Annotated in this window: 20 protein-coding genes; 7 read left to right on the top strand and 13 right to left on the bottom strand. The window is 72.0% G+C overall.

Going from position 1 to position 22,771, the window contains the following annotated elements:
- Nucleotides 1-60: 60 nt before the first annotated feature.
- Genes QIT00_RS19435 through QIT00_RS19415 form a run of 5 tightly spaced genes read right to left on the bottom strand, consistent with a single transcriptional unit; the run spans nucleotide 61 to nucleotide 5,359 of the window.
- The gene (locus QIT00_RS19435; RefSeq protein WP_282536569.1) at nucleotides 61-975 is read right to left on the bottom strand and encodes a glycosyltransferase family 2 protein; all 915 of its coding nucleotides are present in this window, start codon (nucleotides 973-975) and stop codon (nucleotides 61-63) included.
- Nucleotides 972-1,751 (bottom strand): CDP-alcohol phosphatidyltransferase family protein, encoded by a 780-nt coding sequence (locus QIT00_RS19430; protein WP_282536568.1) that lies wholly within the window; start codon nucleotides 1,749-1,751, stop codon nucleotides 972-974. The genes QIT00_RS19435 and QIT00_RS19430 overlap by 4 nt, the downstream gene beginning before the upstream one ends.
- Nucleotides 1,729-2,796 (bottom strand): iron-containing alcohol dehydrogenase family protein, encoded by a 1,068-nt coding sequence (locus tag QIT00_RS19425; RefSeq protein WP_282536567.1) that lies wholly within the window; start codon nucleotides 2,794-2,796, stop codon nucleotides 1,729-1,731. Before QIT00_RS19425 ends, QIT00_RS19430 begins: the two co-directional genes overlap by 23 nt.
- The gene (locus QIT00_RS19420) at nucleotides 2,784-3,536 is read right to left on the bottom strand and encodes a phosphocholine cytidylyltransferase family protein (protein ID WP_282536566.1); all 753 of its coding nucleotides are present in this window, start codon (nucleotides 3,534-3,536) and stop codon (nucleotides 2,784-2,786) included. Before QIT00_RS19420 ends, QIT00_RS19425 begins: the two co-directional genes overlap by 13 nt.
- Entirely contained in the window at nucleotides 3,533-5,359 is a 1,827-nt protein-coding gene (locus QIT00_RS19415; protein WP_282536609.1) for a DUF5941 domain-containing protein, read from the bottom strand. The genes QIT00_RS19420 and QIT00_RS19415 overlap by 4 nt, the downstream gene beginning before the upstream one ends.
- A 431-nt stretch (nucleotides 5,360-5,790) precedes the next feature.
- On the opposite strand from QIT00_RS19415, the gene QIT00_RS19410 reads away from it, so the two are divergent.
- From QIT00_RS19410 to idi, 3 genes are all read left to right on the top strand, one after another.
- Nucleotides 5,791-6,732, top strand: a complete 942-nt coding sequence (locus tag QIT00_RS19410) for a cation diffusion facilitator family transporter (RefSeq protein ID WP_282536565.1) — start codon at nucleotides 5,791-5,793, stop codon at nucleotides 6,730-6,732.
- 268 nt (nucleotides 6,733-7,000) lie between these two features.
- The gene (locus QIT00_RS19405; RefSeq protein WP_282536608.1) at nucleotides 7,001-8,242 is read left to right on the top strand and encodes a bifunctional class I SAM-dependent methyltransferase/N-acetyltransferase; all 1,242 of its coding nucleotides are present in this window, start codon (nucleotides 7,001-7,003) and stop codon (nucleotides 8,240-8,242) included.
- Nucleotides 8,243-8,383: 141 nt separating this feature from the next.
- Nucleotides 8,384-8,974, top strand: coding sequence for an isopentenyl-diphosphate Delta-isomerase (gene idi, locus QIT00_RS19400; RefSeq protein WP_282536564.1), 591 nt, complete (start codon nucleotides 8,384-8,386; stop codon nucleotides 8,972-8,974).
- A gap of 175 nt (nucleotides 8,975-9,149) precedes the next feature.
- On the opposite strand, the gene QIT00_RS19395 is transcribed toward idi, so the two are convergent.
- Together QIT00_RS19395 and QIT00_RS19390 are read right to left on the bottom strand one after the other, a co-directional pair.
- Nucleotides 9,150-9,668, bottom strand: coding sequence for an ATP-binding protein (locus tag QIT00_RS19395; protein ID WP_408909805.1), 519 nt, complete (start codon nucleotides 9,666-9,668; stop codon nucleotides 9,150-9,152).
- Nucleotides 9,669-9,760: 92 nt separating this feature from the next.
- On the bottom strand, nucleotides 9,761-10,456 hold the full coding sequence (locus QIT00_RS19390) for an HdeD family acid-resistance protein (RefSeq protein ID WP_282536563.1): 696 nt from the start codon (nucleotides 10,454-10,456) through the stop codon (nucleotides 9,761-9,763).
- A 105-nt stretch (nucleotides 10,457-10,561) separates the two neighbouring features.
- Between QIT00_RS19390 and QIT00_RS19385 the strand changes: the two genes are divergently transcribed.
- Nucleotides 10,562-11,338: an enoyl-CoA hydratase/isomerase family protein gene (locus tag QIT00_RS19385; RefSeq protein WP_282536562.1), complete on the top strand. Its 777-nt coding sequence runs from the start codon at nucleotides 10,562-10,564 to the stop codon at nucleotides 11,336-11,338.
- Here the strand turns inward: QIT00_RS19385 and QIT00_RS19380 are convergent.
- The 3 genes from QIT00_RS19380 to QIT00_RS19370 are packed head-to-tail and all read right to left on the bottom strand — an operon-like array spanning nucleotide 11,329 to nucleotide 13,656.
- Nucleotides 11,329-11,967: a DJ-1/PfpI family protein gene (locus tag QIT00_RS19380; RefSeq protein WP_282536561.1), complete on the bottom strand. Its 639-nt coding sequence runs from the start codon at nucleotides 11,965-11,967 to the stop codon at nucleotides 11,329-11,331. The two genes, QIT00_RS19385 and QIT00_RS19380, sit on opposite strands and share 10 nt — an antisense overlap.
- A 29-nt stretch (nucleotides 11,968-11,996) precedes the next feature.
- On the bottom strand, nucleotides 11,997-12,629 hold the full coding sequence (locus tag QIT00_RS19375) for a DJ-1/PfpI family protein (RefSeq protein ID WP_282536560.1): 633 nt from the start codon (nucleotides 12,627-12,629) through the stop codon (nucleotides 11,997-11,999).
- Nucleotides 12,630-12,672: 43 nt separating this feature from the next.
- Nucleotides 12,673-13,656, bottom strand: a complete 984-nt coding sequence (locus QIT00_RS19370) for a GlxA family transcriptional regulator (RefSeq protein ID WP_282536559.1) — start codon at nucleotides 13,654-13,656, stop codon at nucleotides 12,673-12,675.
- A gap of 112 nt (nucleotides 13,657-13,768) precedes the next feature.
- Between QIT00_RS19370 and QIT00_RS19365 the strand changes: the two genes are divergently transcribed.
- Together QIT00_RS19365 and QIT00_RS19360 are read left to right on the top strand one after the other, a co-directional pair.
- Complete coding sequence (locus QIT00_RS19365; RefSeq protein ID WP_282536558.1) at nucleotides 13,769-14,632, top strand: SCO6745 family protein; 864 nt, start codon at nucleotides 13,769-13,771, stop codon at nucleotides 14,630-14,632.
- Nucleotides 14,633-14,805: 173 nt separating this feature from the next.
- A complete protein-coding gene (locus tag QIT00_RS19360; protein ID WP_408909804.1) occupies nucleotides 14,806-17,262 on the top strand; it encodes a Tex family protein in 2,457 nt (818 codons plus the stop codon).
- A gap of 147 nt (nucleotides 17,263-17,409) precedes the next feature.
- Here the strand turns inward: QIT00_RS19360 and QIT00_RS19355 are convergent, their stop codons facing one another.
- Nucleotides 17,410-18,459: an oxidoreductase gene (locus tag QIT00_RS19355; protein WP_282536556.1), complete on the bottom strand. Its 1,050-nt coding sequence runs from the start codon at nucleotides 18,457-18,459 to the stop codon at nucleotides 17,410-17,412.
- A 72-nt stretch (nucleotides 18,460-18,531) separates the two neighbouring features.
- Between QIT00_RS19355 and QIT00_RS19350 the strand changes: the two genes are divergently transcribed.
- Nucleotides 18,532-19,461, top strand: coding sequence for an FAD-dependent oxidoreductase (locus tag QIT00_RS19350; RefSeq protein WP_282536555.1), 930 nt, complete (start codon nucleotides 18,532-18,534; stop codon nucleotides 19,459-19,461).
- Nucleotides 19,462-19,619: 158 nt separating this feature from the next.
- Here QIT00_RS19350 and QIT00_RS19345 read toward each other — a convergent pair whose 3' ends face one another.
- A complete protein-coding gene (locus QIT00_RS19345; RefSeq protein ID WP_408909803.1) occupies nucleotides 19,620-21,371 on the bottom strand; it encodes a BCCT family transporter in 1,752 nt (583 codons plus the stop codon).
- Between the two features lie 99 nt (nucleotides 21,372-21,470).
- The gene (locus QIT00_RS19340) at nucleotides 21,471-22,733 is read right to left on the bottom strand and encodes a M14 family metallopeptidase (protein WP_282536606.1); all 1,263 of its coding nucleotides are present in this window, start codon (nucleotides 22,731-22,733) and stop codon (nucleotides 21,471-21,473) included.
- Between the last annotated feature and the right edge of the window lie 38 nt (nucleotides 22,734-22,771).

The raw sequence follows: 22,771 nt of genomic DNA, 5'->3' as shown, positions 1-22,771 counted from the left end.
ACCGCGGGCCGGGGTCTGCCGGGCACCCCCTAGGCCCGAATGCTCTCAGACCAGAGCTTGTCAGATGACGGGAGGTCGGCCCAGTCGGGTCAGCCGCCAGACCGTGCGCCACTTCATCGGGCGGCGCGGGCCGCACGGGCTCGTCCAGCCCTCCTTGAAGCCGCCGAGCCACGCCTTGAGCGCGGGCTTCGAGGGCCGCCGCGCGAGTGTGAGCAGCAGCCACACCCCGAGGTACACGGGGACGAGCGGCGCGGGCAGGTTGCGGCGGGCGAGCCAGACGCGGTTGCGGGCGACCATGCGGTGGTAGACCGCGTGCCGGGACGGGGCCGTCGTCGGGTGGTGCAGGACCATGTCGGCCCGGTAGTCGATCAGCCAGCCCGCGTCCAGGGCACGCCAGGCGAGGTCGGTCTCCTCGTGCGCGTAGAAGAAGTCGTCGGGCAGGCCGCCGACCTGCGCGAAGACCGTCGTACGTACGGCGTTGGCGCCGCCGAGGAACGTGGTGACGCGGGAGCTGCGCATCGGGTCGGCGGCGCGCAGGCGCGGCACGTGGCGGCGCTGGGTCTCGCCGGTGTCCGGGTCGGCGATACGGAAGCTGACGATGCCGAGCTCGGGGTCGGTGGCGAACGCCTCACGGCAGAGCTGTGCCGTGTCGGTGCGCGGGAGGAGGCCGTCGTCGTCCAGGAAGAGGAGTACATCGACGGAATAGCCGTCCTCGCCGCCCGGGCCGAAGGCCTCGATGCCGACGTTGCGGCCTCCCGGGATGCCGAGGTTCTCCGGGAGTTCGATGGTCCGTACGCCTTCGGGGACGTCGGGCACCGGGGAGCCGTTGCCGACCACGACGACCTCGACCCGGTCGCCGTCCTGCTTGGCGACGGAGTCGAGGAGGGCGCGGAGCTCCTCGGGGCGGTTGCCCATCGTGATGATGACCGCGCCGACCTTGAGCTGCTGGCCGGTTCGCTGTGCGGGGGCCGTCATTTGAGCCTGCTCGAGACGAGGATGGACACGAGGTGCAGCAGGGTCTGGAGCAGCGCGATGCCGGCGAGGACCGCGACGCCGAGCCGCGAGAAGAACAGGTCGCCCCGGATGCTGTCGATGACCGCGATGGCCAGGATCAGCAGGGACGCCTCCACGCCGAGGATCAGGCGGTGGAACTTCAGCGCGGCGGCGGCCTTGCGGGCCAGGGCCATGCCGGAGGAGCGCGGCTCGGCGGCCGACTCCTGGACGGGGGGCTTGCCGGTCTGGTGGCGGGCCACGCCGACCAGGTCGGTCTCGGCCTTGATCAGGATCGCGCCGAGCGCGGCGAGCGTGCCGAGGAAGGCCCAGAGCCAGTCGATGCGCCCGGAACCCCACAGGTCGGCGGCGCGCAGGCCGAAGCCGACGAGGACCGCGGCGTCGCAGAGGTACGCGGCGACGCGGTCCAGGTAGACGCCCGCCACGGAGTACTGCTTCTTCCAGCGGGCGATCTCGCCGTCGACGCAGTCGAGCAGCAGGTAGAGCTGGACCGCGAGCACGCCGAGCACCGCGCCCGTGATCCCCGGCACCAGGAGGGCCGGGGCCGCGAGGGCGCCCGCGAGGGTCATCACGTAGGTCAGCTGGTTGGGCGTGACCTTGGTGTTCACCAGGTGGCGGTCGATGCGCAGGGAGACCTCGCGCATGTAGAGCCGGCCGGCCCAGTGCTCGCCGCTCCGCCGGTCCTTCACACCCGGGGGGTGAACGACCGGCCGGAGCTCAGCTACCGATGGCTTTTGCATAGTCGGCGTAGGCGTCCCTGATCTGGTCGGCGTTGAGGTCGAGGTGCTCGAGGATGGTGTAGCGGCCCGGCCGGGTCTGCGGAGCGAACTCCACGACCTGCACGAACTCGTCCACGGTGAAGCCGATCTCCTCGGGCGTCACGGGCAGGCCGTGGCGGCGCAGCACGTCGGCCATGTAGCCGGACTCCTCGCGGGCACCGCGCAGGTGCATCGCGAAGGCCGCGCCCAGGCCGCACTGCTCGCCGTGGCTGGCGGCGCGCTTGGGGAAGAGGAGGTCGAAGCCGTGGTTGATCTCGTGGCAGGCGCCGGAGGCGGGCCGGGAGTCGCCGGACACCGACATGGCGATGCCGGTGAGGACCAGGCCCTCGGCCAGGACCTGCAGGAAGCCGTCGTCGCCGACGCCGCCGGGGTGGCGGAGCACGGCCTCGCCGGCCTGGCGGGCCATGGCGGCCGCGAGTCCGTCGATGTCCTCGCCGCGCTCGCGGGCGGCGAGCTCCCAGTCGGCGACCGCGGAGATGTTGGACAGGGCGTCGCCGATGCCGGAGCGCACGAAGCGGACCGGCGCCTCCCGGATGATGTCGAGGTCGATGACGACCGCGATCGGGTTCGGCACCCCGTACGAGCCGCGGCCCGCGTCGTTGTCGAGGGTCGCGACCGGAGAGCACAGGCCGTCGTGCGACAGGTTCGTCGCGACGGCGACCAGCGGCAGGCCGACACGGGCCGCAGCGAACTTGGCGCAGTCGATGATCTTGCCGCCGCCGAGGCCGACGACCGCGTCGTAGCGGCCCGCCTTCTTTATGTCGTCGGCGAGCTTGATCGCGTCGTCCAGGGTGCCGCCGCCGACCTCGAACCACTCGGCGCGGGGCAGCGAGGGTTCGAGGCGGGCGCGCAGGGATGCGCCCGAGCCACCGCTGATCGCGATGGCCAGGCGCCCGGTGGACGACGAGATGCGCTGGTCGGCCAGGACCCCGGCGAGGTCGTTCAGGGCCCCGGCTCGGATGTCGACGACGACCGGCGAGGGGATGAGCCTCGTCAGTACTGGCACGCGATCTCCCGGGCCTTGGCGAGGTCGTCGTGGTTGTCGATCTCGACCCAGGACACGTCGCCGATCGGGGCGACGTCGATCTTGAAGCCGCGGTTCACGAGCTCCTGGTAGCCGTCCTCGTAGTAGAGCTGCGGGTCGCGCTCGTACGTGGCCTTCAGGGCGTCGGCGAGCTCGTCGGCGGCCTCGCCCTCGATGAGGGTGACGCCGATGTACTCACCGGTGGCCTCGGACGGGTCCATCAGCTTGGTGATGCGCTGCATGCCCTTGTCGGGGTCGACGACGACCTTCATCTCCTCGTCGCCCAGGTCCTTGACGGTATCCAGGGCGAGGATGATCTTCTTGCCGTCGCCGCGGGCGGCGAGCAGGGTCTTCTCGACGGAGACCGGGTGCACGGTGTCGCCGTTGGCGAGGATCACCGAGTGCTTGATGGCGTCACGGCCGCACCACAGGGAGTAGGCGTTGTTCCACTTCTCGGCGATGTCGTTCTCGATGAGCGTCAGCTTCAGGCCGTACTTCGCCTCAAGGGCGGCCTTGCGCTCGTACACGACCTCCTTGCGGTAGCCGACGATGATGCCGACCTCCGTGAGGCCGATCTCGGCGAAGTTCTTCAGGGTGAGGTCGAGGACGGAGAGCTCGTTCTCGGTTCCCTCGCCCACCACGGGCACCAGCGCCTTGGGAAGCGTCTCGGTGTAGGGGCGAAGCCGACTGCCGGCGCCGGCGGCCAGGACGAGGCCGATCATGCGGGTTCTCCTTCATCGTGAACGGCGGGTGCGCCTTCGTTGTGGGCGGTCACCCAGAAGCGGATGCTCTCGGCGAGCACCACGAGCGCCACGGCCACGGCGAGAACCGTGAGCGCGACGGTGAAACCTTGAGCGGGCAGCAGTGCGGCGGCGAGTACGACCGCCAGCGTCCTGCCTTCCTGCCCCCCGATCGCGCGCACCAGCCAGTGCGGGGGCGCGCCGGCGTCACCGCGGATGCGGTACACCGTGTCGTAGTGATGGTAGGCGACCGCGGCCACCAGTCCGAAAGCCGCGGGCAAGGCCCCGTTCACGTCAGCGGCGGCCGCGAGCACCAGGATCGTCAGGTACTCGCCGGCCCGGAAGAACGGCGGGACCAGCCAGTCCAGGGCGCCCTTGAGGGGCCGGGCGAGCGCGAGGCCGGAGGTCGCCACGTACACCGCCGCGACGACGATCACCCAGGTGCTGCCGTACGACGTGAGAGCCGCCACAGCGACGAGCAGGGCGGCGCCGGCGAAGGCGACGACCGGTGCGGGCAGGGGGCGCAGGCCGCGGCCGAGCGCGGCGAAGGAGTCGGCGAGCGTGCCGTTGTCGGCGAGGTCCGCGAGGGCCTTCGCGGCGCGGTCGGTGCGGTGGGCCTTGCGGGTCACGGAGCGCAGGACGCGTCCCGCCGTGGTGTAGCAGGCGGCGAAGGCGCAGCCGACGAGCAGGACCCAGAAGGTGATGCGCGGGGTGGTGACGGCGGTGAGCAGGGCGATCAGCGCCCAGCGCTCACCGATGGGCAGCACGATCATGCGGCGCGCCCAGACCGTCCACCCGACGCTGTCGAGCTTGCCCGAAAGGGCCGCGGTGGGGCTGGTGTTGGCGGTGGCGGCGGTGCTCCCGACGTGTGCCTCGTTGAACGAGAAGTCGACCACGTGCCGACAGGTCTGCAGCACCATCGCGCCGAGCGCGAGCGCCCATACGTCGTCACCGCCGCCGCTCGCGTTGGCCGCGCCGAGGGCGAGGCCCGCGTAGTAGGCGTACTCCTTGGCGCGGTCGAAGGTGGCGTCGAGCCAGGCGCCCATCGTCGAGTACTGCAGCGAATAGCGGGCCAGCTGGCCGTCGGTGCAGTCGAGGACGAAGGACAGGATCAGCAGGATGCCGGCGGCGACGAAGCCGGGGCGCGTGCCGGTGGCGGCGCAGCCCGCCGCGATCAGGGCGGTGGCGAGTGAGGCGGTGGTGACCTGGTTCGGGGTCAGCCCGCGCCGGGCGCACCAGCGGGCGATGTACTTGGAGTACGGGCTGATGCAGTACGTGGTGAAGAAGCCGTCGCGGGACTTCACCGCCGTACGCAGCCGGATCGCCTCGTCGTCCACGGCGGCGACGGCCTGGCGGGCCTCGTTGCGGGCCTGCGGGTCGTGCGGGACGGTCGCGACGAGGGCGCCGAGTTCCGGGTGGTGCACGGGTACGTCGTCCGCGGCGAGCTCCGCGGCCGCGCGGTCGGCCAGGACGTCGGTGCGCAGGGCCGTGTCACCGGCCGGGGCCTGCGCGGCGGTACGGACGGCGCGGGCGAGGGCGGGGCGGGCGGACGGCTGCGCGGTGACGGCGCCGGGGACGGCGCTCGCCGGGAAGCGCGGGTCGGTGAGGCCGAGGCGCAGGGCGTGCACGTGGCCCACGAAGCCGGGGTCGACGAGCGCGACCCGCTCGCCCGCCGGGACCTCGGTGAGCAGGGCCTCGACGTCCGCTGCTCGCGAGGCGACCCGCACGTCGAAGCCGAGGCCTTGGAGGTCGCCCTCAAGCGACGAGCCAGGGACCGGCTGACCGGTGAGGATGGCGGTCGACAGACGAACTCACTCCTTGAGGTCGGCGCGCGCGGGCGCCGGGCAGCGTGCAAGGCGCCTCCGGCCGAGGGGCGGCCGGGCGGCACGTCGGCGAAGGCTATCGGATGATGGGAAGCGGTAATTCACCGCCCGTTTACGGCCCGATAAGCGCGGTCTGCAAGGCACGTCCAAGGGCCTGACCGCGTCGGTCATCATCATCGAACGGGGTGCCGCACGACAAACTCCCGATGGGGCACGCCCTCGGCGACCAGCATCCCAGATGATCTTGTCAGTTCTCTGACCAGGAGTCATTTCCGCAGGTCAGGGCACATGACAACGGTGTTCAGTGCCGTGTTGCCCCATACCCCACCCCCGTAGTTGACTGGCTGTCGCCGCCGGGGAACCGGCACGGAGAGAACGACCACGAGCACGTCCGCCGAGACGAGGGGGACCCCATGGGGGCCGGGCACGACCACGGACATGGACACGGCCACGCCGAGCCGCTGACCGGCACGGCCGCGGCCGCGTACAAGGGACGGCTGCGCATCGCGCTGAGCATCACGCTGTTCGTGATGGTGGTGCAGATCGTCGGCGGCATCGCGGCCAACTCGCTCGCCCTCGTCGCTGACGCCGCGCACATGGCGACGGACGCGCTCGGGCTCGCGATGGCGCTGCTCGCGATCCACTTCGCCAACCGCCCCGCGTCCGGCAACCGCACGTTCGGCTACGCCCGCGCGGAGATACTCGCGGCGCTCGCCAACTGCCTGCTGCTGCTCGGCGTGGGCAGCTTCGTCCTCGTCGAGGCGGTGCAGCGGTTCATCGAGCCCTCGCCGACGCACGGCTCGCTCGCGATCATCTACGGCGTGATCGGCCTGGTCGCCAACATGATCTCGCTCACGCTGCTGCTGCGCGGCCAGCGCGAGAGCCTCAACGTCCGCGGCGCCTTCCTTGAGGTCCTCGCGGACGCGCTCGGCTCCGCCACCGTGATCGTCGCCGCCACCCTGATCGTGCTGACCGGCTGGCAGGCCTGGGACCCGATCGCCTCGATCGTGATCGGCCTGATGATCGTTCCTCGTACGGTGAAGCTGCTGCGCGAGACGGTCAACGTGCTCCTGGAATCCGCGCCCAAGGGCGTCGACATGGCCGAAGTGCGGGCGCACATATTGGAGCTGCCCGATGTGCAGGACGTGCACGATCTGCACGCCTGGACGATCACCTCGGGGATGCCGGTGCTCTCCGCTCACGTGGTGGTCGACCACGACGTCCTCGACTCGGTGGGGCACGAGAAGCTCCTGCACGAGCTGCAGGGCTGCATCGGGGACCACTTCGACGTCGAGCACTGCACCTTCCAGCTGGAGCCGAGCGGGCACGAGGCGCACGAGAAGGTCTGCCACTGACACACATGCACGCACTCCCCTCGCCCGCCTCACTCGCCCTCACTCGCCCTCACTGATGGTGATACGCTGGCCATCGATCTTGGAGGTGGGTTGATGACTGTCGCGTTCCGCGCTGCCGTGCGCAGCGACATGGTCGTCCCCGTTCTCCGGGCTCGCGGCTGACCGGCGAGATTGCCGCCCGCGAACCCACCCCACTCAAAGGGTTCTCACGTTGTCCGACAGCAACTCCGACAGCAACTCCGACAACAGCTGCGTCAACGACGCCTCCATCGAGGCCGCCTCCTACGAGGCCTTCTTCGCCCTGCACCGCGGACTCCCCCGGCAGGGCCCCGGCTCCGACGCCACCACCCGGCACCTCCTCTCCCTCGTCGGCCCGCTGCCCGAGCGGCCGCGCGTCCTCGACCTGGGCTGCGGCCCGGGCCGTGCCGCGCTGCTGCTCGCCGCGGAGGCCGGCGCCGAGGTGACCGCCGTCGATCTGCACCGCCCGTTCCTCGACGAGCTCGACGCGGCCGCGGCCGCACGCGGGCTCGGCGACCGCGTCACCACCGTCCAGGCCGACATGGGCGAGCTGCCGCTGCCCGACGGCGCGTACGACATGGTGTGGGCGGAGAGTTCGGCGTACAGCATCGGTTTCGACACCGCGCTGCGCTCCTGGCGCCGGCTGCTCGCGCCCGGGGGCGCACTGGTGCTCACCGAATGCGAGTGGACCACCGATGCGCCGTCCCGCGAGGCCCGCGCCTTCTGGGACCGGCACTACGCGCTGCGCACGGGCGCGGCGAACCGCTGGGCCGCGGCGGCCGCCGGGTACTCCGTGCTCGGCGTCCACCACCAGCCCGAGTCCGACTGGGACGCGTACTACGGCCCGCTCGGCGAGCGGGCCGACGCCGACCCACGGGAGCCCGGCATGGCCGAGGCGCTCGCCGCCACCCGCGAGGAGATCCGGATGCGGGCGGAGCACGGCGGCGAGTACGGCTACACCGGCTATGTCCTCAAGGACTCGCGCTGGCGCGTGCGCCCCGAGACGGCGGCGGACGTAGCGGCCGTGCACGCGGTCAACGCGGCGGCGTTCCCCACCGAGGACGAGGCCCGACTCGTCGACGCCCTGCGCGCCGACCCGGACGCCTGGATCGACGGGCTCTCGTACGTGGCCGAGGAGCCGGACGGCCGGATCGCCGCGTACGCCCTGCTGACCCGCTGCCGGGTCGGTGGCAGGGCGGCGCTGTGCCTGGCGCCGGTCGCCACCGAGCCGGAGTTCCAAGGGCAGGGCGCGGGTTCGGCCGTGATCGCGGCCGTGCTCGACGCGGCTCGGGCGCGCGGTGAGGAGCGGCTCGTGGTGGTGCTCGGGCACCCCGGGTACTACCCGAGGTTCGGCTTCTCGCGCGCTTCCGATCTCGGGGTCCGGGTGGCCTTCGACGTGCCGGACGAGGCGCTGATGGCGCTCGCCCTCGACGCCTCGGAGCGCGAGCTGCCGAGCGGCACGGTCGCCTATCCGGCGGCGTTCGGGGTCTGAGCCGCTGAATCCGAGGTTCCGTCCCCGGCGCGCAGGTCGCGCGCCGGGGGCGGGACATGACATGCGGTGCCGAGAAGTGTCGGGATGCGCCGTATGCGTACGGCAGACTTGTGGGGTCGAAGACCGAATCGAAGGATGGTTATGCCGATCACACAAGGCGCCGCGGCGAACACCACGAACGGCTCCGCCGCAGAGATCCTGCTCGAACTCGTCGACGAGGACGGCAACACGATCGGCACCGCGGAGAAGCTCGCCGCCCACCAGGCCCCCGGTCAGCTGCACCGGGCGTTCTCGGTGTTCCTCTTCGACGAGCGCGGCCGGCTCCTGATCCAGCGCCGCGCTCTCGGCAAGTACCACTCCCCCGGCGTGTGGTCCAACACGTGCTGCGGGCACCCGTACCCGGGTGAGTCGCCGTTCGCGGCGGCCGCGCGGCGTACGTACGAGGAGCTGGGGGTCTCGCCCTCGCTGCTCGCGGAGGCGGGCACGGTGCGCTACAACCACCCGGACCCGGAATCGGGCCTGGTGGAGCAGGAGTTCAACCATCTGTTCGTCGGCATGGTGCAGGCGCAGCTGCGGCCGGATCCGGAGGAGATCGCGGAGACGGCCTTCGTGACGGCGGACGAGCTGGCCGTGCGCCACGACCAAGTGCCGTTCTCCGCCTGGTTCATGACGGTGCTTCAGGCGGCACGTCCGGCGATCGAGGAGCTGACGGGTCCGGCGGCCAACTGGTAGCACGGCCGGACCCGGCGCGCGGGCCTCGCACCTGTACGGGTGCGGGGCCCGTTTCGCTATGCAGGGGCCCTTTCGCTCGACGGGGGCGGAGTCCGTTTCGCTATACGGGGGCGGAGTCCGTTTCGCTATACGGGGGCGGAGTCCGTTTCGCTATACGGGGGCGGAGTCCGTTTCGCTATACGGGAGCGGGGCCCGGCTTGAGGGGCAGCGCGGCCCAGATGATCTTGCCGCCGGTCGCGGTGTGCTCGGCGTCGCAGGCGCCGCCGGCCTCCTTGGTGATCTCCCGGACGAGCAGCAGGCCGCGCCCGCCGGTCTGGCTCTCCTCGGCGACCAGGGCGGTGGGCCGGTAGGGGTGGTTGTCCTCCACCGCGACGCGGACCCACTCGGCGCCGACGGCGACCTCGACCGCGATCATCGGCGAGAGCAGGGCCGCGTGCCGTACGGAGTTGGTGACCAGCTCCGAGACGATCAGGAGGAGCCCGTGGACGACGTCGTCGGACGCGGGCACCCCCTGGCGGGCGAGAAGGTCGCGCACCGCGCGGCGGGCCTGCGGTACCGAGGCGTCGACCGCGGGTGCGGTGAACCGCCAGACTCCTTCGTACGGCAACGGTCCGGCCGACGATGTCGGGTCGACTGCCGCGCTGCCGTGGTCGCCCATCGTCCGGTCCCTGCCCTCACGCTCGATTGTCGCCACACATCGAGTTTGGTAAGGAACATCCCCTTACCACCGAAGTGATCAGAACTGGTCACCTAACGATGGCTTCTGATCGCAGACGCGCGCCGGGGTCACTTGGGCGACTGGTCTTGCTCATCTTGTTCTGTCTTCAAGCTCCCCTTGCTCAAGGAGTCACCCGAATCCCCGCCGACCTCCGCGTTACCCGGGGTCACCGAGTCCGTCACGTACCGGACGAGCCGACGTCCGCCGAGGCCGAGGGCGATCAGGCCGAGCCCGTCGAAGAGCAGCGCGAGCGAGAAGAACGTACCGATGACGTACAGGCTGCTGCCGGGCCACTCGGCGAGCACCAGGACACCGAGGAGCAGGCCGAACGCGCCCTGCACGAGGGTCAGGCCGAAGTGCGGGCCGCGCACGACGACGCTGCCCACGAGGCGGAACACCCCGCCCGCGAGGAAGAGCAGCGCGGCGAACATGGTCAGGGCCTCGGCGGTGCCCTCCGGGTGGCGCAGGACGACCACACCGGCCGCGATGTAGAGCGCCGCGACCACCACGCCCAGCCAGAACACGCTGGTGCCGCGCAGCTGGACCGACTGGAGCAGTCCGACGAGACCGCCGATGAGCAGCAGCCAGCCGAAGAGGAACATCGAGGTGAGCGTGGCGACACCGACGTAGATCAGTCCGACGAGGCCGCCGATCACCAGGACCGCGCCGAGCAGGGCGAGGACGACGAAGCCGCGCCTGAGCTTCCTGCCGTCCTCGTCGGGGGTCGTGACCTTGGGGGTGGTGGCCTTGGTCTGCTTGGCCATCGAGCGCCTCCTGGAGCCGGGCCCCCGCCACTGTCCGCGCCTCTGTCCGCGCCTGCCGCCCCCTTGCCGATCGTACGTTCGCACCGTGCGGATAGCATCCGGCGCATGGCGCACTCCGAGCTCACCGGGCCGCGGCTGCGGCACGCGGTCGCCGACTCCGTCGCGACCGTCGTCATCGACCACCCCGCCAAGCGCAACGCGATGACCACCGACATGTGGCGTGCGCTGCCGCCGCTGCTCGACCGGCTCGCGGCCGACCCTCGGGTGCGTGTCCTGGTGCTGACCGGCGCGGGCCCCACCTTCTGCGCCGGTGCGGACATCTCGGGTCTGCGGGCCTCGGCGGCCGAGGCGCAGGAGCTCGCCGTGGCCGCCGAGGAGGCGCTCGCGTCCTTCCCGAAACCGACCCTCGCGGCGGTACGGGGCTACTGCGTGGGCGGCGGCTGCCAGCTGGCGGGCGCGTGCGATCTGCGGTTCGCCGAGGAGGGCTCGTCGTTCGGGATCACCCCGGCGAAGCTGGGCATCGTGTACCCGGCCTCGTCGACCCGGCGCCTGGTGGACCTGGTCGGCCCGGCGAGCGCCAAGTACCTGTTGTTCTCAGGGGAGTTGATCGACTCCGCGCGGGCGCTGCGCACCGGGCTCGTGGACGAGGTGCACGCGCCGGGCGAACTGGACAAGCGGGTCGGCGAGTTCGCGCGGGTCCTCGCCTCGCGCTCGCTGCTCACGCAGGCGGCGGCGAAGGAGTTCGCGGCGGGCCGCGCGGACCGGGCCGGGCACTGGACCGAGCAGGCGCGCGGCAGCGGCGACACCGCCGAGGGTGTCGCCGCCTTCCTGGAGCGCCGGGCGCCCCGCTTCACCTGGAGCCCGGCCGCCGATCAGGCCTGAGCGGCCGCCCCGGCACGGAACCTCTCGACCAGCTCGGCCGGGGCCTTCTCCGGTGAGCCCGCGTCGTACGGGGGGCGCGGGTCGTACTCGATCATCAGCTGGATGCCCTGCGCGTACGGATCACCGGCGATCTCCCCGGCCAGGGCCAGGCCCATGTCGATGCCGGAGGAGACTCCGGCGGCCGTGACGTACTTGCCGTCGAACACCACGCGCTCGCCGGTCGGTTCGGCGCCGAGGCCCGCCAGCGCGTCCAGGGCCAGCCAGTGCGAAGTGGCGCGGCGGCCCTTCAGGAACCCGGCCGCGCCGAGCAGCAGCGAGCCCGTACAGACGGACGTCGTCCAGGTGCTGTGCGCGTCGGCCGTCCGCAGCCATTCGACGACCGCCGGGTTCGCCATCTGCGGCTCGACGTTCTCGGACGGTCCGCCCGGTACGACGACGATGTCGGGCCGCTGTACCTCGGCGAGGGTCTTCGCCGGGGTGACGGTCAGGGTGCCGTTGTCGTCGGTGACGGGCCCGGCGTGCTCGGCGACGAACAGGGCGTCGGCGTCCGGGAGCGGATTCAGGGTCTGGTACGGGCCGATGGCGTCGAGTGCGGTGAAGCCTTCGTAGAGCAGGATCGCGATCTGCATGGCGGCTGGGGGTTCCTTTCGGTTCGGGGTCACTGCGGGTGGCGGGTGTGGGCGCGCAGTTCGGCGACCAGGCCGGCCGGGGCCTTCTGCGGCGAGCCCGCGTCGTACGGGGGCTGCGGGTCGTACTCGATCAGCAGTTGGACGCGTCGGGCCGATTCGTCGCCCGCGATCTCCCCGGCCAGGGCCAGGCCCATGTCGATGCCGGAGGAGACACCGGCTGCGGTGACGTACTTGCCGTCGAACACCACGCGCTCGCCGGTCGGTTCGGCGCCGAGGTCGTCGAGTGCCTTCAGGGCGAGCCAGTGCGAGGTGGCGCGGCGGCCGTCGAGGAGTCCGGCCCTGGCGAGGAGGAGGGAGCCCGTGCAGACGGACGTCGTCCAGGTGGTGTGCGCGTCGGCGGCGCGCAGCCAGTCGAGGAGCACCGGGTTGTCCATCTGCGGGGTCTGGCCGGGGCCGCCCGGCACCACGACGACATCCGGGCGCGGGACGTCGGCGAAGGTGCGGTCGGCGGTGAGCGCGAGGCTGCCGGTGTCGGTGCGGTACGGGCCGGTGTGCTCGGCGACGAAGACGGTCTCGGCGTCGGGGACGCGGCTGAGCACCTCGTACGGGCCGACCGCGTCGAGTGCGGTGAGCCGGTCGAAGAGGACTACGGCGATCTGCATCAAGGGCCTTTCCGGGGTGGGGAGTTGGGGGCGGCTCGCGGTGTCAGCGGGTCGTGCGGAAGCGGCGGCGGTACTCGGAAGGGCCCGTGCCCAGGTGCTTGACGAAGGCGCGGCGCATCGCCTCGGGCGTGCCGTAACCGCAGCAGCGGGAGACCTCCTCGACGCCGTCGGCGGTGTCCTCCAGGAGCCGCCGGGCGTGTTCGAGGCGGACCCGCTCCACGTACCGGCCGGGGGTCGTGCCCGTCTCCGCGTGGAAGGCCCGCGCGAAGTGCCGGGGCGAGAGCCGGGCGCGCTCGGCGAGCGCCTCCACGGAAAGGTCGGACGCGGGGTGCTCGGTGATCCACTGCTGCACCTCGCGCAGCGGTGCGCGCTGTGCGGTCTGCGCGGCCAACTGGGCGCTGAACTGGGCCTGGTTGCCGGGTCTGCGCAGAAACACCACGAGGTGCCGGGCGACGGTCAGGGCGATGTCGCGGCCGAGGTCCTCCTCGACGAGGGCGAGCGCCAGGTCGATGCCCGCGGTGACGCCCGCGGAGGTGGCGACATGGCCGTCGCGTACGTAGATCCGGTCCGCGTCGACCCGCACCTCGGGGTGGTCGCGGGCCAGCTTCTCGCAGAACATCCAGTGCGTGGTGGCCCGCCTGCCGTCGAGCAGTCCGGCCTCGGCGAGCAGCAGGGCGCCGGTGCAGACGGACACCAGCCGCTGTGCGCGCGGGGCGATGTCCCGTACGGCGTCGGTCAGGCGGGGGTCCGAGGAGCGCGTGCCGTGCCCGCCCGGCACGAGCAGGGTGTGCGGGGCGGGCCCGTCGGCGAGAGCACCGTCCGGTACGAGGGTGAGCCCGCTGGACGTACGGACCAGGGTGCCGTCGAGGGAGGCGGTGCGGACGCGGTAGCCGGGGGTCCCGGCCGCGTGGGTCGCGCCCGTGAAGACCTCTACGGGGCCCGTCACGTCGAGGCTCTGGACCTCGTCGAAGAGGACGACGAGCACGTCCCTGGCCGCTCGGCCGCGCCCGGTGCGCTGGGGCTTCATGCGGTCGATTCTTCTGCCGGGCCCGGATGGCCGCAATGACGAACACCCCACCTTTCCTGCCATCGGGGCCCTGCCCTTCACGCCGTACCAACCAGTCGGTAGCGTGCGGGTCATGACCACTCTGCCCGCGCGCGCCGGACGCCGCTGTCACAACGTCGTGAACCCGCTGCACTCCACCGTCTACTTCTCCCCCGACTTCACCGCGGAGCTCGGCGCGCTCGGCGTCGAGGACCGCAGTACCGCCTACTTCGCCGGTCGCGCCGCCGCCTTCGGCCGGGTCGGCCCCGGCGCCGTCGCCGCGTCGTTCTACAACTTCAAGTACGACCTGGTCGCCAAGGCACTGCCCGCCGTCTGGGACACCGCGTCGCCCGAGGACGTGCTCGCCGCGCGCCTCCGCTCCGTCGACTCCACGCTGCGGCGGCTGCTCGGCGACGAGGCGCTGGCCTCGGACGCCATGGCGGAGGCGGCCCGGCTCGCGCTGCGCGCCACCGAGGCCTGCACCCGGCACGCACGCCCGCTGTACGCCGCGCACGCCGACCTGCCCGTGCCGCAGGAGCCGCACCTCGCCTACTGGCACGCGGCGACGCTGCTGCGCGAGCACCGCGGCGACGGCCATCTCGCCGCGCTCCTGGACGCCGGGCTCGACCCGGTCGAGGCACTGGTCAGCCACACCGCGACCGGCAAGGGCATGGCACCCAAGTGGATCCTCGCCACCCGCGGCTGGACCCAGGACGACTGGGACGCGGCCGCGCACCGGCTGCGCGAACGCGGACTGCTCGGCGCGGACGGGGAGTTGACGGAGGCGGGCGTCGCCCTGCGCGCCGGGATCGAGGACGCCACCGACCGCCTCGACGCCGCCCCGTACGAGCACCTGGGCGCCGAAGGCGTGGAGCGCCTGACCGAGCTCGCGACCGGGTTCGTCGGGACGGCCCTCGCGGCGGGCGCGTTCCCGGCGGACCTGCTCGGCAAGAGCTGAGGCTCGCCCCCGTGCGGAGCCCCGGCCCTCCTGGTACGACGCGCCGGGCGCACCGGGTCTGACCGGCGGCGGGAGCCCCGCGCGGGGCGTGCACGGGCGCACCCGATCCCGGAGTGTCACTGCCACCTGCCACAATGCCAGTTCAAGCTCAGCGAGAAGGCGGTAGGGGAATCGTGACCACAGGGGCGACACCGACACCCGTCGCAGGGTCCGTCGAAGGCAGGATCGCCGAGGAGCTCGGCGTACGGGAACGGCAGGTGAAGGCCGCCGTCGAGCTGCTCGACGGCGGTTCGACGGTGCCGTTCATCGCCCGGTACCGCAAGGAAGCCACCGAGATGCTCGACGATGCGCAGCTGCGCACGTTGGAGGAGCGGCTGCGCTACCTGCGGGAGCTGGAGGACCGGCGCTCGGCGATCCTCGACTCGGTGCGGGAACAGGGCAAGTTGACCGAGGAGCTTGAAGCGCAGATCCGGGGCGCCGAGACCAAGGCGCGCCTGGAGGACATCTATCTGCCCTTCAAGCCCAAGCGTCGTACGAAGGCGCAGATCGCGCGTGAGGCGGGCCTCGAACCGCTGGCGGACGGGCTGCTCGGCGACCCGTCCGTGGAGCCGCTCGCGGCGGCCGCCGCGTTCGTGGACGCCGAGAAGGGCGTCGCCGAACCGCAGGCCGCCCTGGACGGCGCGCGGGCCATCCTCACCGAGCGCTTCGGCGAGGACGCCGACCTCATCGGCGAGCTGCGCGAGCGGATGTGGACGCGCGGGCGCCTCGCGGCGAAGGTCCGCGAGGGCAAGGAGACCGAGGGCGCCAAGTTCGCCGACTACTTCGACTTCGCGGAGCCGTTCACCGAGCTTCCCTCGCACCGCGTCCTCGCGATGCTGCGCGGCGAGAAGGAAGAGGTCCTCGACCTCGTCCTGGAGCCCGAGGAGCCCGCCGACTCCGCGGCCACCGGGTCCGCCTCCACACCCCCGTCCTCGTACGAGCCGATCGTGGCGCACCGCTTCGGCATCGCCGACCGTGGCCGGCCGGGTGACAAGTGGCTGCTCGACACGGTGCGTTGGGCCTGGCGGACGCGGATCCTCGTGCACCTCGGGATCGACCTGCGGCTGCGGCTGCGCACGGCAGCCGAGGACGAGGCGGTCAAGGTGTTCGCGGCGAATCTGCGGGACCTGCTGCTCGCCGCGCCCGCGGGCACGCGCGCGACGCTCGGCCTTGACCCCGGTTTCCGTACGGGTGTGAAGGTCGCCGTGGTCGACGCCACCGGCAAGGTCGTCGCCACGGACACGGTCTACCCGCACGTCCCGGCCAACAAGTGGGACGCGGCGCTCGGCAAGCTGGCCGAGCTGGCCGCGCGGCACTCCGTCGACCTGATCGCGATCGGCAACGGCACGGCGTCCCGCGAGACGGACAAGCTCGCCGGTGAACTCATCGCCAGGCACCCGGAGTTGAAGCTCACCAAGGTGATGGTGTCGGAGGCGGGCGCCTCCGTGTACTCCGCCTCGGCGTTCGCCTCGCAGGAGCTGCCGGAGCTCGACGTGTCGCTGCGCGGCGCCGTGTCGATCGCGCGGCGCCTCCAGGACCCGCTGGCCGAGCTGGTGAAGATCGACCCGAAGTCCATCGGCGTCGGGCAGTACCAGCACGATCTGTCCGAGGTGAAGCTGTCCCGCTCGCTCGACGCGGTGGTCGAGGACTGTGTGAACGGCGTCGGCGTGGACGTGAACACCGCGTCGGCCCCGCTGCTCGCCCGCGTCTCCGGCATCGGCTCGGGCCTCGCGGAGAACATCGTGGCGCACCGCGACGCCAACGGCCCGTACCGGAACCGCAAGGGCCTCAAGGACGTGGCCCGGCTCGGCCCGAAGGCGTACGAGCAGTGCGCGGGCTTCCTGCGCATCCGCGGCGGGGACGATCCGCTTGACGCCTCCGCCGTGCACCCCGAGGCGTACCCGGTGGTGCGGCGGATGGTGAAGTCGGCGGGCGGCGAGGTCGCGTCCCTGATCGGCAACACCGGCGCGCTGCGGTCCCTGCGGCCCGCGGAGTACGTGGACGACACCTTCGGTTTGCCGACGGTCACGGACATCCTGCGCGAGCTGGAGAAGCCGGGGCGCGACCCGCGGCCGGCGTTCAAGACGGCCACCTTCAAGGAGGGCGTCGAGAAGATCGCGGACCTGTCGGCGGGCATGGTGCTCGAAGGGGTCGTGACGAACGTCGCGGCGTTCGGCGCGTTCGTGGACGTCGGTGTGCACCAGGACGGTCTCGTGCACGTCTCGGCGATGTCCAAGACCTTCGTCAAGGACCCGCGGGACGTGGTGAAGCCGGGCGACATCGTGAAGGTGAAGGTCCTCGATGTCGACATCCCGCGCAAGCGGATCTCGCTGACGCTGCGGTTGGAGGACGAGGCGAACTCCGGTTCCTCCGGCGGCGGTTCGGGCGCCGACAAGGCCCAGGGCCAGCGGCGCGAGCGCGGCGGGCGGGGCGGCGGCCAGGGCGGTCGGCCTCCGCAGCAGCGGGGCGGGCGTGAGCGGCGTGGTGGCGGCGGTGGAGGTCGGCAGGCGGCACCGCCTGCCAACAGTGCGATGGCGGATGCGTTGCGGAAGGCGGGGTTGCTGGACGAGGGGCGCGGGGGTCGGCGGTAGACCGGCCGGCTTCTTTCTCCCCGCCCCGCCCCTTCCCGGCTGTGTCGATATGCGGCTGGCGCCGCGTGGCTGCGGAGCCTGCGTTCGGCTGCAGCGCCGTCGTGGCTGGTCGCGCAGTTCCCCGCGCCCTTTTCGGGGCGCGGATCCTCAGCGGACCGGAGTCACCGCCACCGCCCCCGGCGCCCGAGCCACCAGGAACGCCTGGCCCCGTACCGCGCCGGGGGCCAGGGCGATGCGGTGGCTGCCGGGCTCCAGGACGCCCTCGTAGACCTCGTGGGTGCGGGCGCGGTGGAGGCGGTCCAGGCGGTATGCGGTGAGGCGGACGCGGCAGGTCGAGGTGACCTGGACGTCCGCCTCGCCCTCGATCACCGCGAGACCGGCAAGCCGGTGCCGGGTGAACTGGCCCTCGCCCAGGGCCTGTTCGATCTGGGCGACCAGCAGCGGGACGATCGGGGCGAGCCCGTCAACGTACTCCACTCGCACGCCCGCCCGCTCGAACTCCCCGCGTGTCACGGCGCGTTGAGCCTCCGTGACGGCCCGGCCGAAGGCGACAGCGCCGTAGGTGCGCAACTCATCGGGCGGGATGTCGAACGTGCCGTCGGCGGGCAGGATCTCCGCGCCGATGCCGATGATCCGGAGCGCGGCGGCGAGCTTCGCCAGGACGGCCGCGCGGGCGCCGACCAGGAGGACGCGGCGGCGGGCGGCGGAACCGTCGGAGGTCTCCTCGGCCTCAAGCAGGCGGCGTAAGGCACCCCGGTACTCTTCCGCACGGAAGCGGAACGGGCCGATGCCGTGGTAGCCGTTGAGCCCAAGGTCGGCGTGTTCGTCGGTCTGCCAGGCGAAGTCCCGCCACACATAGGCATCGTCTTCGGAGTGTTCGATGACCGCCGTCACCGCGCCGCAGGCCAGGGCCTCGCACTCGGGGCAGCCGTAGATCACGTACCGGCCGTCGGCGAGCGGGGCGTCCGCCTCCAGGAGGAGCCGGCGCACATGGTCGATGAAGATGGCGGGCGGCACGTCCGCGGCGAGCGGGGAGACCGCGTCGAGGTCGGCCAGCTGGAACAGCAGCGGGCGGCCGTCGATGATGAAGTCCAGGAAATCCCGGTGCACTTGATAGCCACCGTCCGCGAGGACTCCCCCGGCGCGGGTCGCCGGGGCCAGGCCGAAGGACGTGTATGACGCGTATTCGGCAGACATGGGTGGAGTATTCCCGTCGGGGCACGGAAGTGAGCAAGTCGGCCGGTGCGGATTGCGGATTAGGGTCCCGGTATGAGTGCTGAAGTGATCGTGGTGGGCGGCGGGATCATCGGCCTGACGACGGCCGTGGTCCTCGCCGAGCGGGGCGAGCGGGTACGGGTCTGGGCACGGGAGACGGCCGCGGAGTGCACGTCGGCCGTGGCGGGCGGGCTGTGCTGGCCGTACCGGATCGAGCCGCGGGCCCTGGTGGAGGAGTGGTCGCTGCGCTCCCTCGATGTGTACGTGCCGCTGGCGGACGAGCCGTCGACGACCGGCGTACGGCTGGTCGCGGGCACCATGGCCGACACCAGGGCAGCGGATCTCGGGCGGTGGGCGAAGGCCGTGCCGGGCCTGCGGGAGGTCGAGGGGCGGGGGTTGCGGGCGACGGTGCCGCTGATCGACATGCCGACGCATCTGTCGTACCTGGAGGATCGGCTGGCCGCCGCGGGCGGCAGGGTCGAGCGGCGCACCGTGGCGGACCTGCGCGAGGCGACGGCCGAGGCGGCCGTGGTGGTCAACTGCACCGGGCTCGGGGCGCGTTCACTGGCGGACGACCCCGCGGTGCATCCGGTGCGCGGGCAATTGGTCGTCGTGGAGAACCCGGGGGTCGAGGAGTGGTTCGTGGCTCCGGGTGCCGCGGCGGCGGCCGAGACGACCTATCTGCTGCCGCAGCCGTACGGGCTGGTGCTCGGGGGGACGGCCGAGGAGGGCGCGTGGGGTCGTGAGCCGGATCCGGCGACGGCCGCGGCCATCGTGGCGCGCTGCGCGCGGGTCCGTCCGGAGGTCGCCGGGGCCCGTGTTCTGGCCCATCGGGTCGGGCTGCGGCCCGCGCGGGCCGTGGTGCGCCTGGAGAGCCAACGGGTAGACGGAGGTGGGGTGTTGGTGCACAACTACGGTCACGGCGGGGCGGGGGTCACGGTGGCCTGGGGGTGTGCGGAGGCTGCGGCGGGGTTGGTGGGCTGAGGTGGTCCGAGAATCGAGCCCCTCCGGTGATTACTGAGCCCCTCCGGCGATTGCTGAGCCCCTCCGGCGGCTGAGGAGCGGGCTGGGAAACCCAGCGGCGGCGCCGCCCCCGATCTGGGGGCGGCGCCGCCGAGTGTGTGCCGGGAGAGCGGGAAGCGCTACGGCTTCGCCTCCGTCTTGTCCGCCGGAGCGGACGGCGGCTCCGTGTCCGCCGGGCCGATGCGGAGCTCGAAGTCTCCGTCGTACTTCTCGTGGCCCGCGATGACCGCCATCTCGACGGCCTCCTCGCCCTTCTCGCCGCGCACGATCAGCGGGTCGCGGCGCAGGTCGCGCATCAGGGCCCAGCACATGCCGACCATGACCACGGCGAACGGGGCCGCGACGAGGATCGTGAGGTTCTTCAGGCCCGTCAGGGCGTCGTCGCCACCGCCGCCGATGAGCAGCATGATGGCCGCGACGGCACCGGTGACCACACCCCAGAAGATGACGACGAACCGGGTCGGCTCGAACGTGCCCCTCTGGGAGAGCGTGCCCATCACGATGGACGCCGCGTCGGCGCCGGAGACGAAGAAGATGGCCACCAGGATCATCACGAGCAGGCTCATGACGGTGGCGATCGGGTACTCGTTCAGGACGCCGAAGAGCTGGCCCTCGACCGTCAGGTCGGTGCTGAGGCGGCCCTGCTCGCTCAGCTGCATCGCCGTACCGCCGAAGACCGCGAACCAGATGAGGCTCACGGTGGACGGGACCAGGATGACGCCGCCGATGAACTGGCGGATGGTGCGGCCGCGGCTGATGCGGGCGATGAACATGCCGACGAAGGGCGTCCAGGAGATCCACCAGGCCCAGTAGAAGACCGTGTTGCCGCCGAGCCAGGTGGCGATGTCCACCTCACTGCCCGCATCGCTGGCCGCTTCCGTACGGCCGGCCATCATCGGCAGGTCGCCGAGGAACGAGGCGACGGAGGTGGGCACCAGGTCGAGGACCAGGACCGTCGGGCCGACCACGAAGACGAAGGCCGCGAGGACACCCGCGAGCACCATGTTGATGTTGGACAGCCACTGGATGCCCTTCTCCACACCGGACACCGCGGAGGCCACGAAGGCGATCGTGAGGACGGCGATGATGGAGACGAGGACGGCGGTGCTGACGCGGCTGGCCCAGTCGAGCTCCCGCATGCCGTTGGCGATCTGCAGGGCGCCGAGGCCGAGGGAGGCGGCGGAGCCGAAGAGCGTCGCGAAGATCGCGAGGATGTCGATGGCCCGGCCGATGCCGCCGTTGGCGTTCTTCTCACCGATCAGCGGCGTGAAGACGGCGCTGATGGTCTGCCGCCTGCGGCGCCGGAAGCAGCTGTACGCGATGGCGAGACCGGCCACCGCGTAGATCGCCCACGGGTGCAGCGTCCAGTGGAAGAGGGTCGTCGCCATCGACACCTCCATCTGCGCGCCCGAGTCGGCCGGTGAGGTGCCGGGCGGCGGCGAGGTGTAGTGCGTCAGTGGCTCGCTGACGCCGTAGAACATCAGGCCGATACCCATGCCGGCGCTGAACATCATGGCGATCCAGGACACCGTACGGAACTCCGGCCCCTCGCCCTCCGCACCGAGGGTGATCTTCCCGTACCGGCTGATGGCCAGCCAGAGCGCGAAGACCACAAAGCCCGAGGCCGCGAGCACGAAGGCCCAGCCGCCGCTGTGGATGAGCCCGTTCAGCATGCTGGTGGAGACGCTCTCCAGCGTGTCCGTGGAGACCGCGCCCCAGACGACGAACGCGAGCGTGAGAACGGCGGTGACGCCGAACACCACTCTGTCCGTCTGGGGCGGCGGCCCCTCGTGCGGACTGCCCGGGAGCTCCTCCACCGATCCACTCGGTGGGTCTCCCCGGTCAGCCGTCTTGCCGAGATCTTGTGTCACTGGCACACCCTTCGAAGTACTGAATCGAGGTATGGAAATCGAGGTATGGAATTAAGTCACCGCTACCCCTTACCACATGGGCCTGTTCTATTACCCCAATCAGCAAGTTTCGAACGGACGTGCCTCAGTGAGGTGGTACGCGGCACGCTCGTCGAGGAGCAGCGGCACGAGTGCCCGCAGTGACTGCCGTACGGGGACGAAGGCGCCCTCGTCGGTGCGCTTGACCTTGATCCCGTGCAGCCGCAGCTCGTCGCCGACGTCCGCGTACTGGTCCGCGTCGAGCAGGTAGCCGCAAGGCGGGTCCTGGAGGGTCTCGGACGGTTCGGCGGGGTCGTTGTCGGCGCCGCCGGTGTAGACGGGGCCGTGGTCGGCGAGGCCCTCGGTGCGGGCGGCGGTGGTGGCGGCGCTGATCTGGGCGGCGCGCTCGTCCGCGTACGACAGGAGGCCGTCGAGAGCGTCGAGCTGGGAGGTGACGCGGCGGCGGTTGTTGAACGCCTCGTCGGCCTGCTCCTGCTCGGTGAGGGCGTCGACGCGGCTCTCGATCAGGAGGCCGACCGCGTGCTTGATGCCGGAGGCGTTGCGCAGGATGCGCTCCTGGCCGTCGCCCGCGGTCTGCTTGATCGGCTCGCCGGTGACGGGGTCGGTCCAGATGCCGTACGTGCCGGTGGAGTGGCCGTGGCCCTCGGCGGTGGGCCTGACGTACTTTCCGGAGAGGGTCTGCGCCTCGCCGTGCACGCTGTCGGCGACGTTGAGGTTGCGCGGCCAGAGGTCGAAGAGGTCCTTGTCGTAGTAGGGCGGGGTGGCGCCGTACTCGTGCAGGTCGTAGATGACGTCGGGGCGCTCGTCGCGGATCACGGCGGCCAGGGCGCGGCCCTCGGCGGTCTTCAGGGCCATGTGGTCGCGGTTGATGTCGACGCCGTCGGAGTTGCCTCGGGTGTTTGCGGCGCGGCCGTCGGGGTTGGCGGTCGGCACGATCAGGAACGTGGTGTTCCGGCGCAGGGCGCGGGTGCGGGCATCGCCGTGGTCGGCGGCGGCCGCGAGCTCGCGGGTGGTGGTGAGACAGGCCTCGCGGCCGGAGGGCTCGTCGCCGTGCTGGCTGCAGATGAGCAGCACGGTGTTGGTGGTGCGCCGCTCGCCGCCGATACGGACGAGCTGCACGGGGCGGTTCTGCTGGGTGGTGCCGATGCGGTCGATGCTGACGTCGCGGTGGGCGCGGTCGATCGCGGTGAGGAACCTCTGCTCCTCGGGCCCGTTGGTCCAGCGGGCGCCGTCGCTCAGCTCGAATCCGGTGCGGGGCCCGTCCCCCGCCGCCCGGACGTCGGCCGCGGTCGCCGGGACGGCGAGGAGGGGCGCGGCGAGCACGGTGGCGGCGGTGAGGGCGAGGGTGCGGACGCGGGTGC

The sequence above is a fragment of the Streptomyces luteolus genome (assembly GCF_029968015.1).
Classification (GTDB): domain Bacteria; phylum Actinomycetota; class Actinomycetes; order Streptomycetales; family Streptomycetaceae; genus Streptomyces; species Streptomyces luteolus.
The sequence above is the reverse complement of the archived record's forward strand: the minus strand, read 5'-3'. Positions and strand labels throughout refer to the sequence as shown.

Bases quoted from the DNA above. Each gene is read 5' to 3' on its own strand.
- QIT00_RS19435 (WP_282536569.1), bottom strand. From the start codon at position 975: ATGACGGCCCCCGCACAGCGAACCGGCCAGCAGCTCAAGGTCGGCGCG.
- QIT00_RS19430 (WP_282536568.1), bottom strand. From the start codon at position 1,751: ATGCAAAAGCCATCGGTAGCTGAGCTCCGGCCGGTCGTTCACCCCCCG.
- QIT00_RS19420 (WP_282536566.1), bottom strand. From the start codon at position 3,536: ATGATCGGCCTCGTCCTGGCCGCCGGCGCCGGCAGTCGGCTTCGCCCC.
- QIT00_RS19410 (WP_282536565.1), top strand. From the start codon at position 5,791: ATGGGGGCCGGGCACGACCACGGACATGGACACGGCCACGCCGAGCCG.
- idi (WP_282536564.1), top strand. From the start codon at position 8,384: ATGCCGATCACACAAGGCGCCGCGGCGAACACCACGAACGGCTCCGCC.
- QIT00_RS19390 (WP_282536563.1), bottom strand. From the start codon at position 10,456: ATGGCCAAGCAGACCAAGGCCACCACCCCCAAGGTCACGACCCCCGAC.
- QIT00_RS19385 (WP_282536562.1), top strand. From the start codon at position 10,562: ATGGCGCACTCCGAGCTCACCGGGCCGCGGCTGCGGCACGCGGTCGCC.
- QIT00_RS19380 (WP_282536561.1), bottom strand. From the start codon at position 11,967: ATGCAGATCGCGATCCTGCTCTACGAAGGCTTCACCGCACTCGACGCC.
- QIT00_RS19375 (WP_282536560.1), bottom strand. From the start codon at position 12,629: ATGCAGATCGCCGTAGTCCTCTTCGACCGGCTCACCGCACTCGACGCG.
- QIT00_RS19370 (WP_282536559.1), bottom strand. From the start codon at position 13,656: ATGAAGCCCCAGCGCACCGGGCGCGGCCGAGCGGCCAGGGACGTGCTC.
- QIT00_RS19365 (WP_282536558.1), top strand. From the start codon at position 13,769: ATGACCACTCTGCCCGCGCGCGCCGGACGCCGCTGTCACAACGTCGTG.
- QIT00_RS19355 (WP_282536556.1), bottom strand. From the start codon at position 18,459: ATGTCTGCCGAATACGCGTCATACACGTCCTTCGGCCTGGCCCCGGCG.
- QIT00_RS19350 (WP_282536555.1), top strand. From the start codon at position 18,532: ATGAGTGCTGAAGTGATCGTGGTGGGCGGCGGGATCATCGGCCTGACG.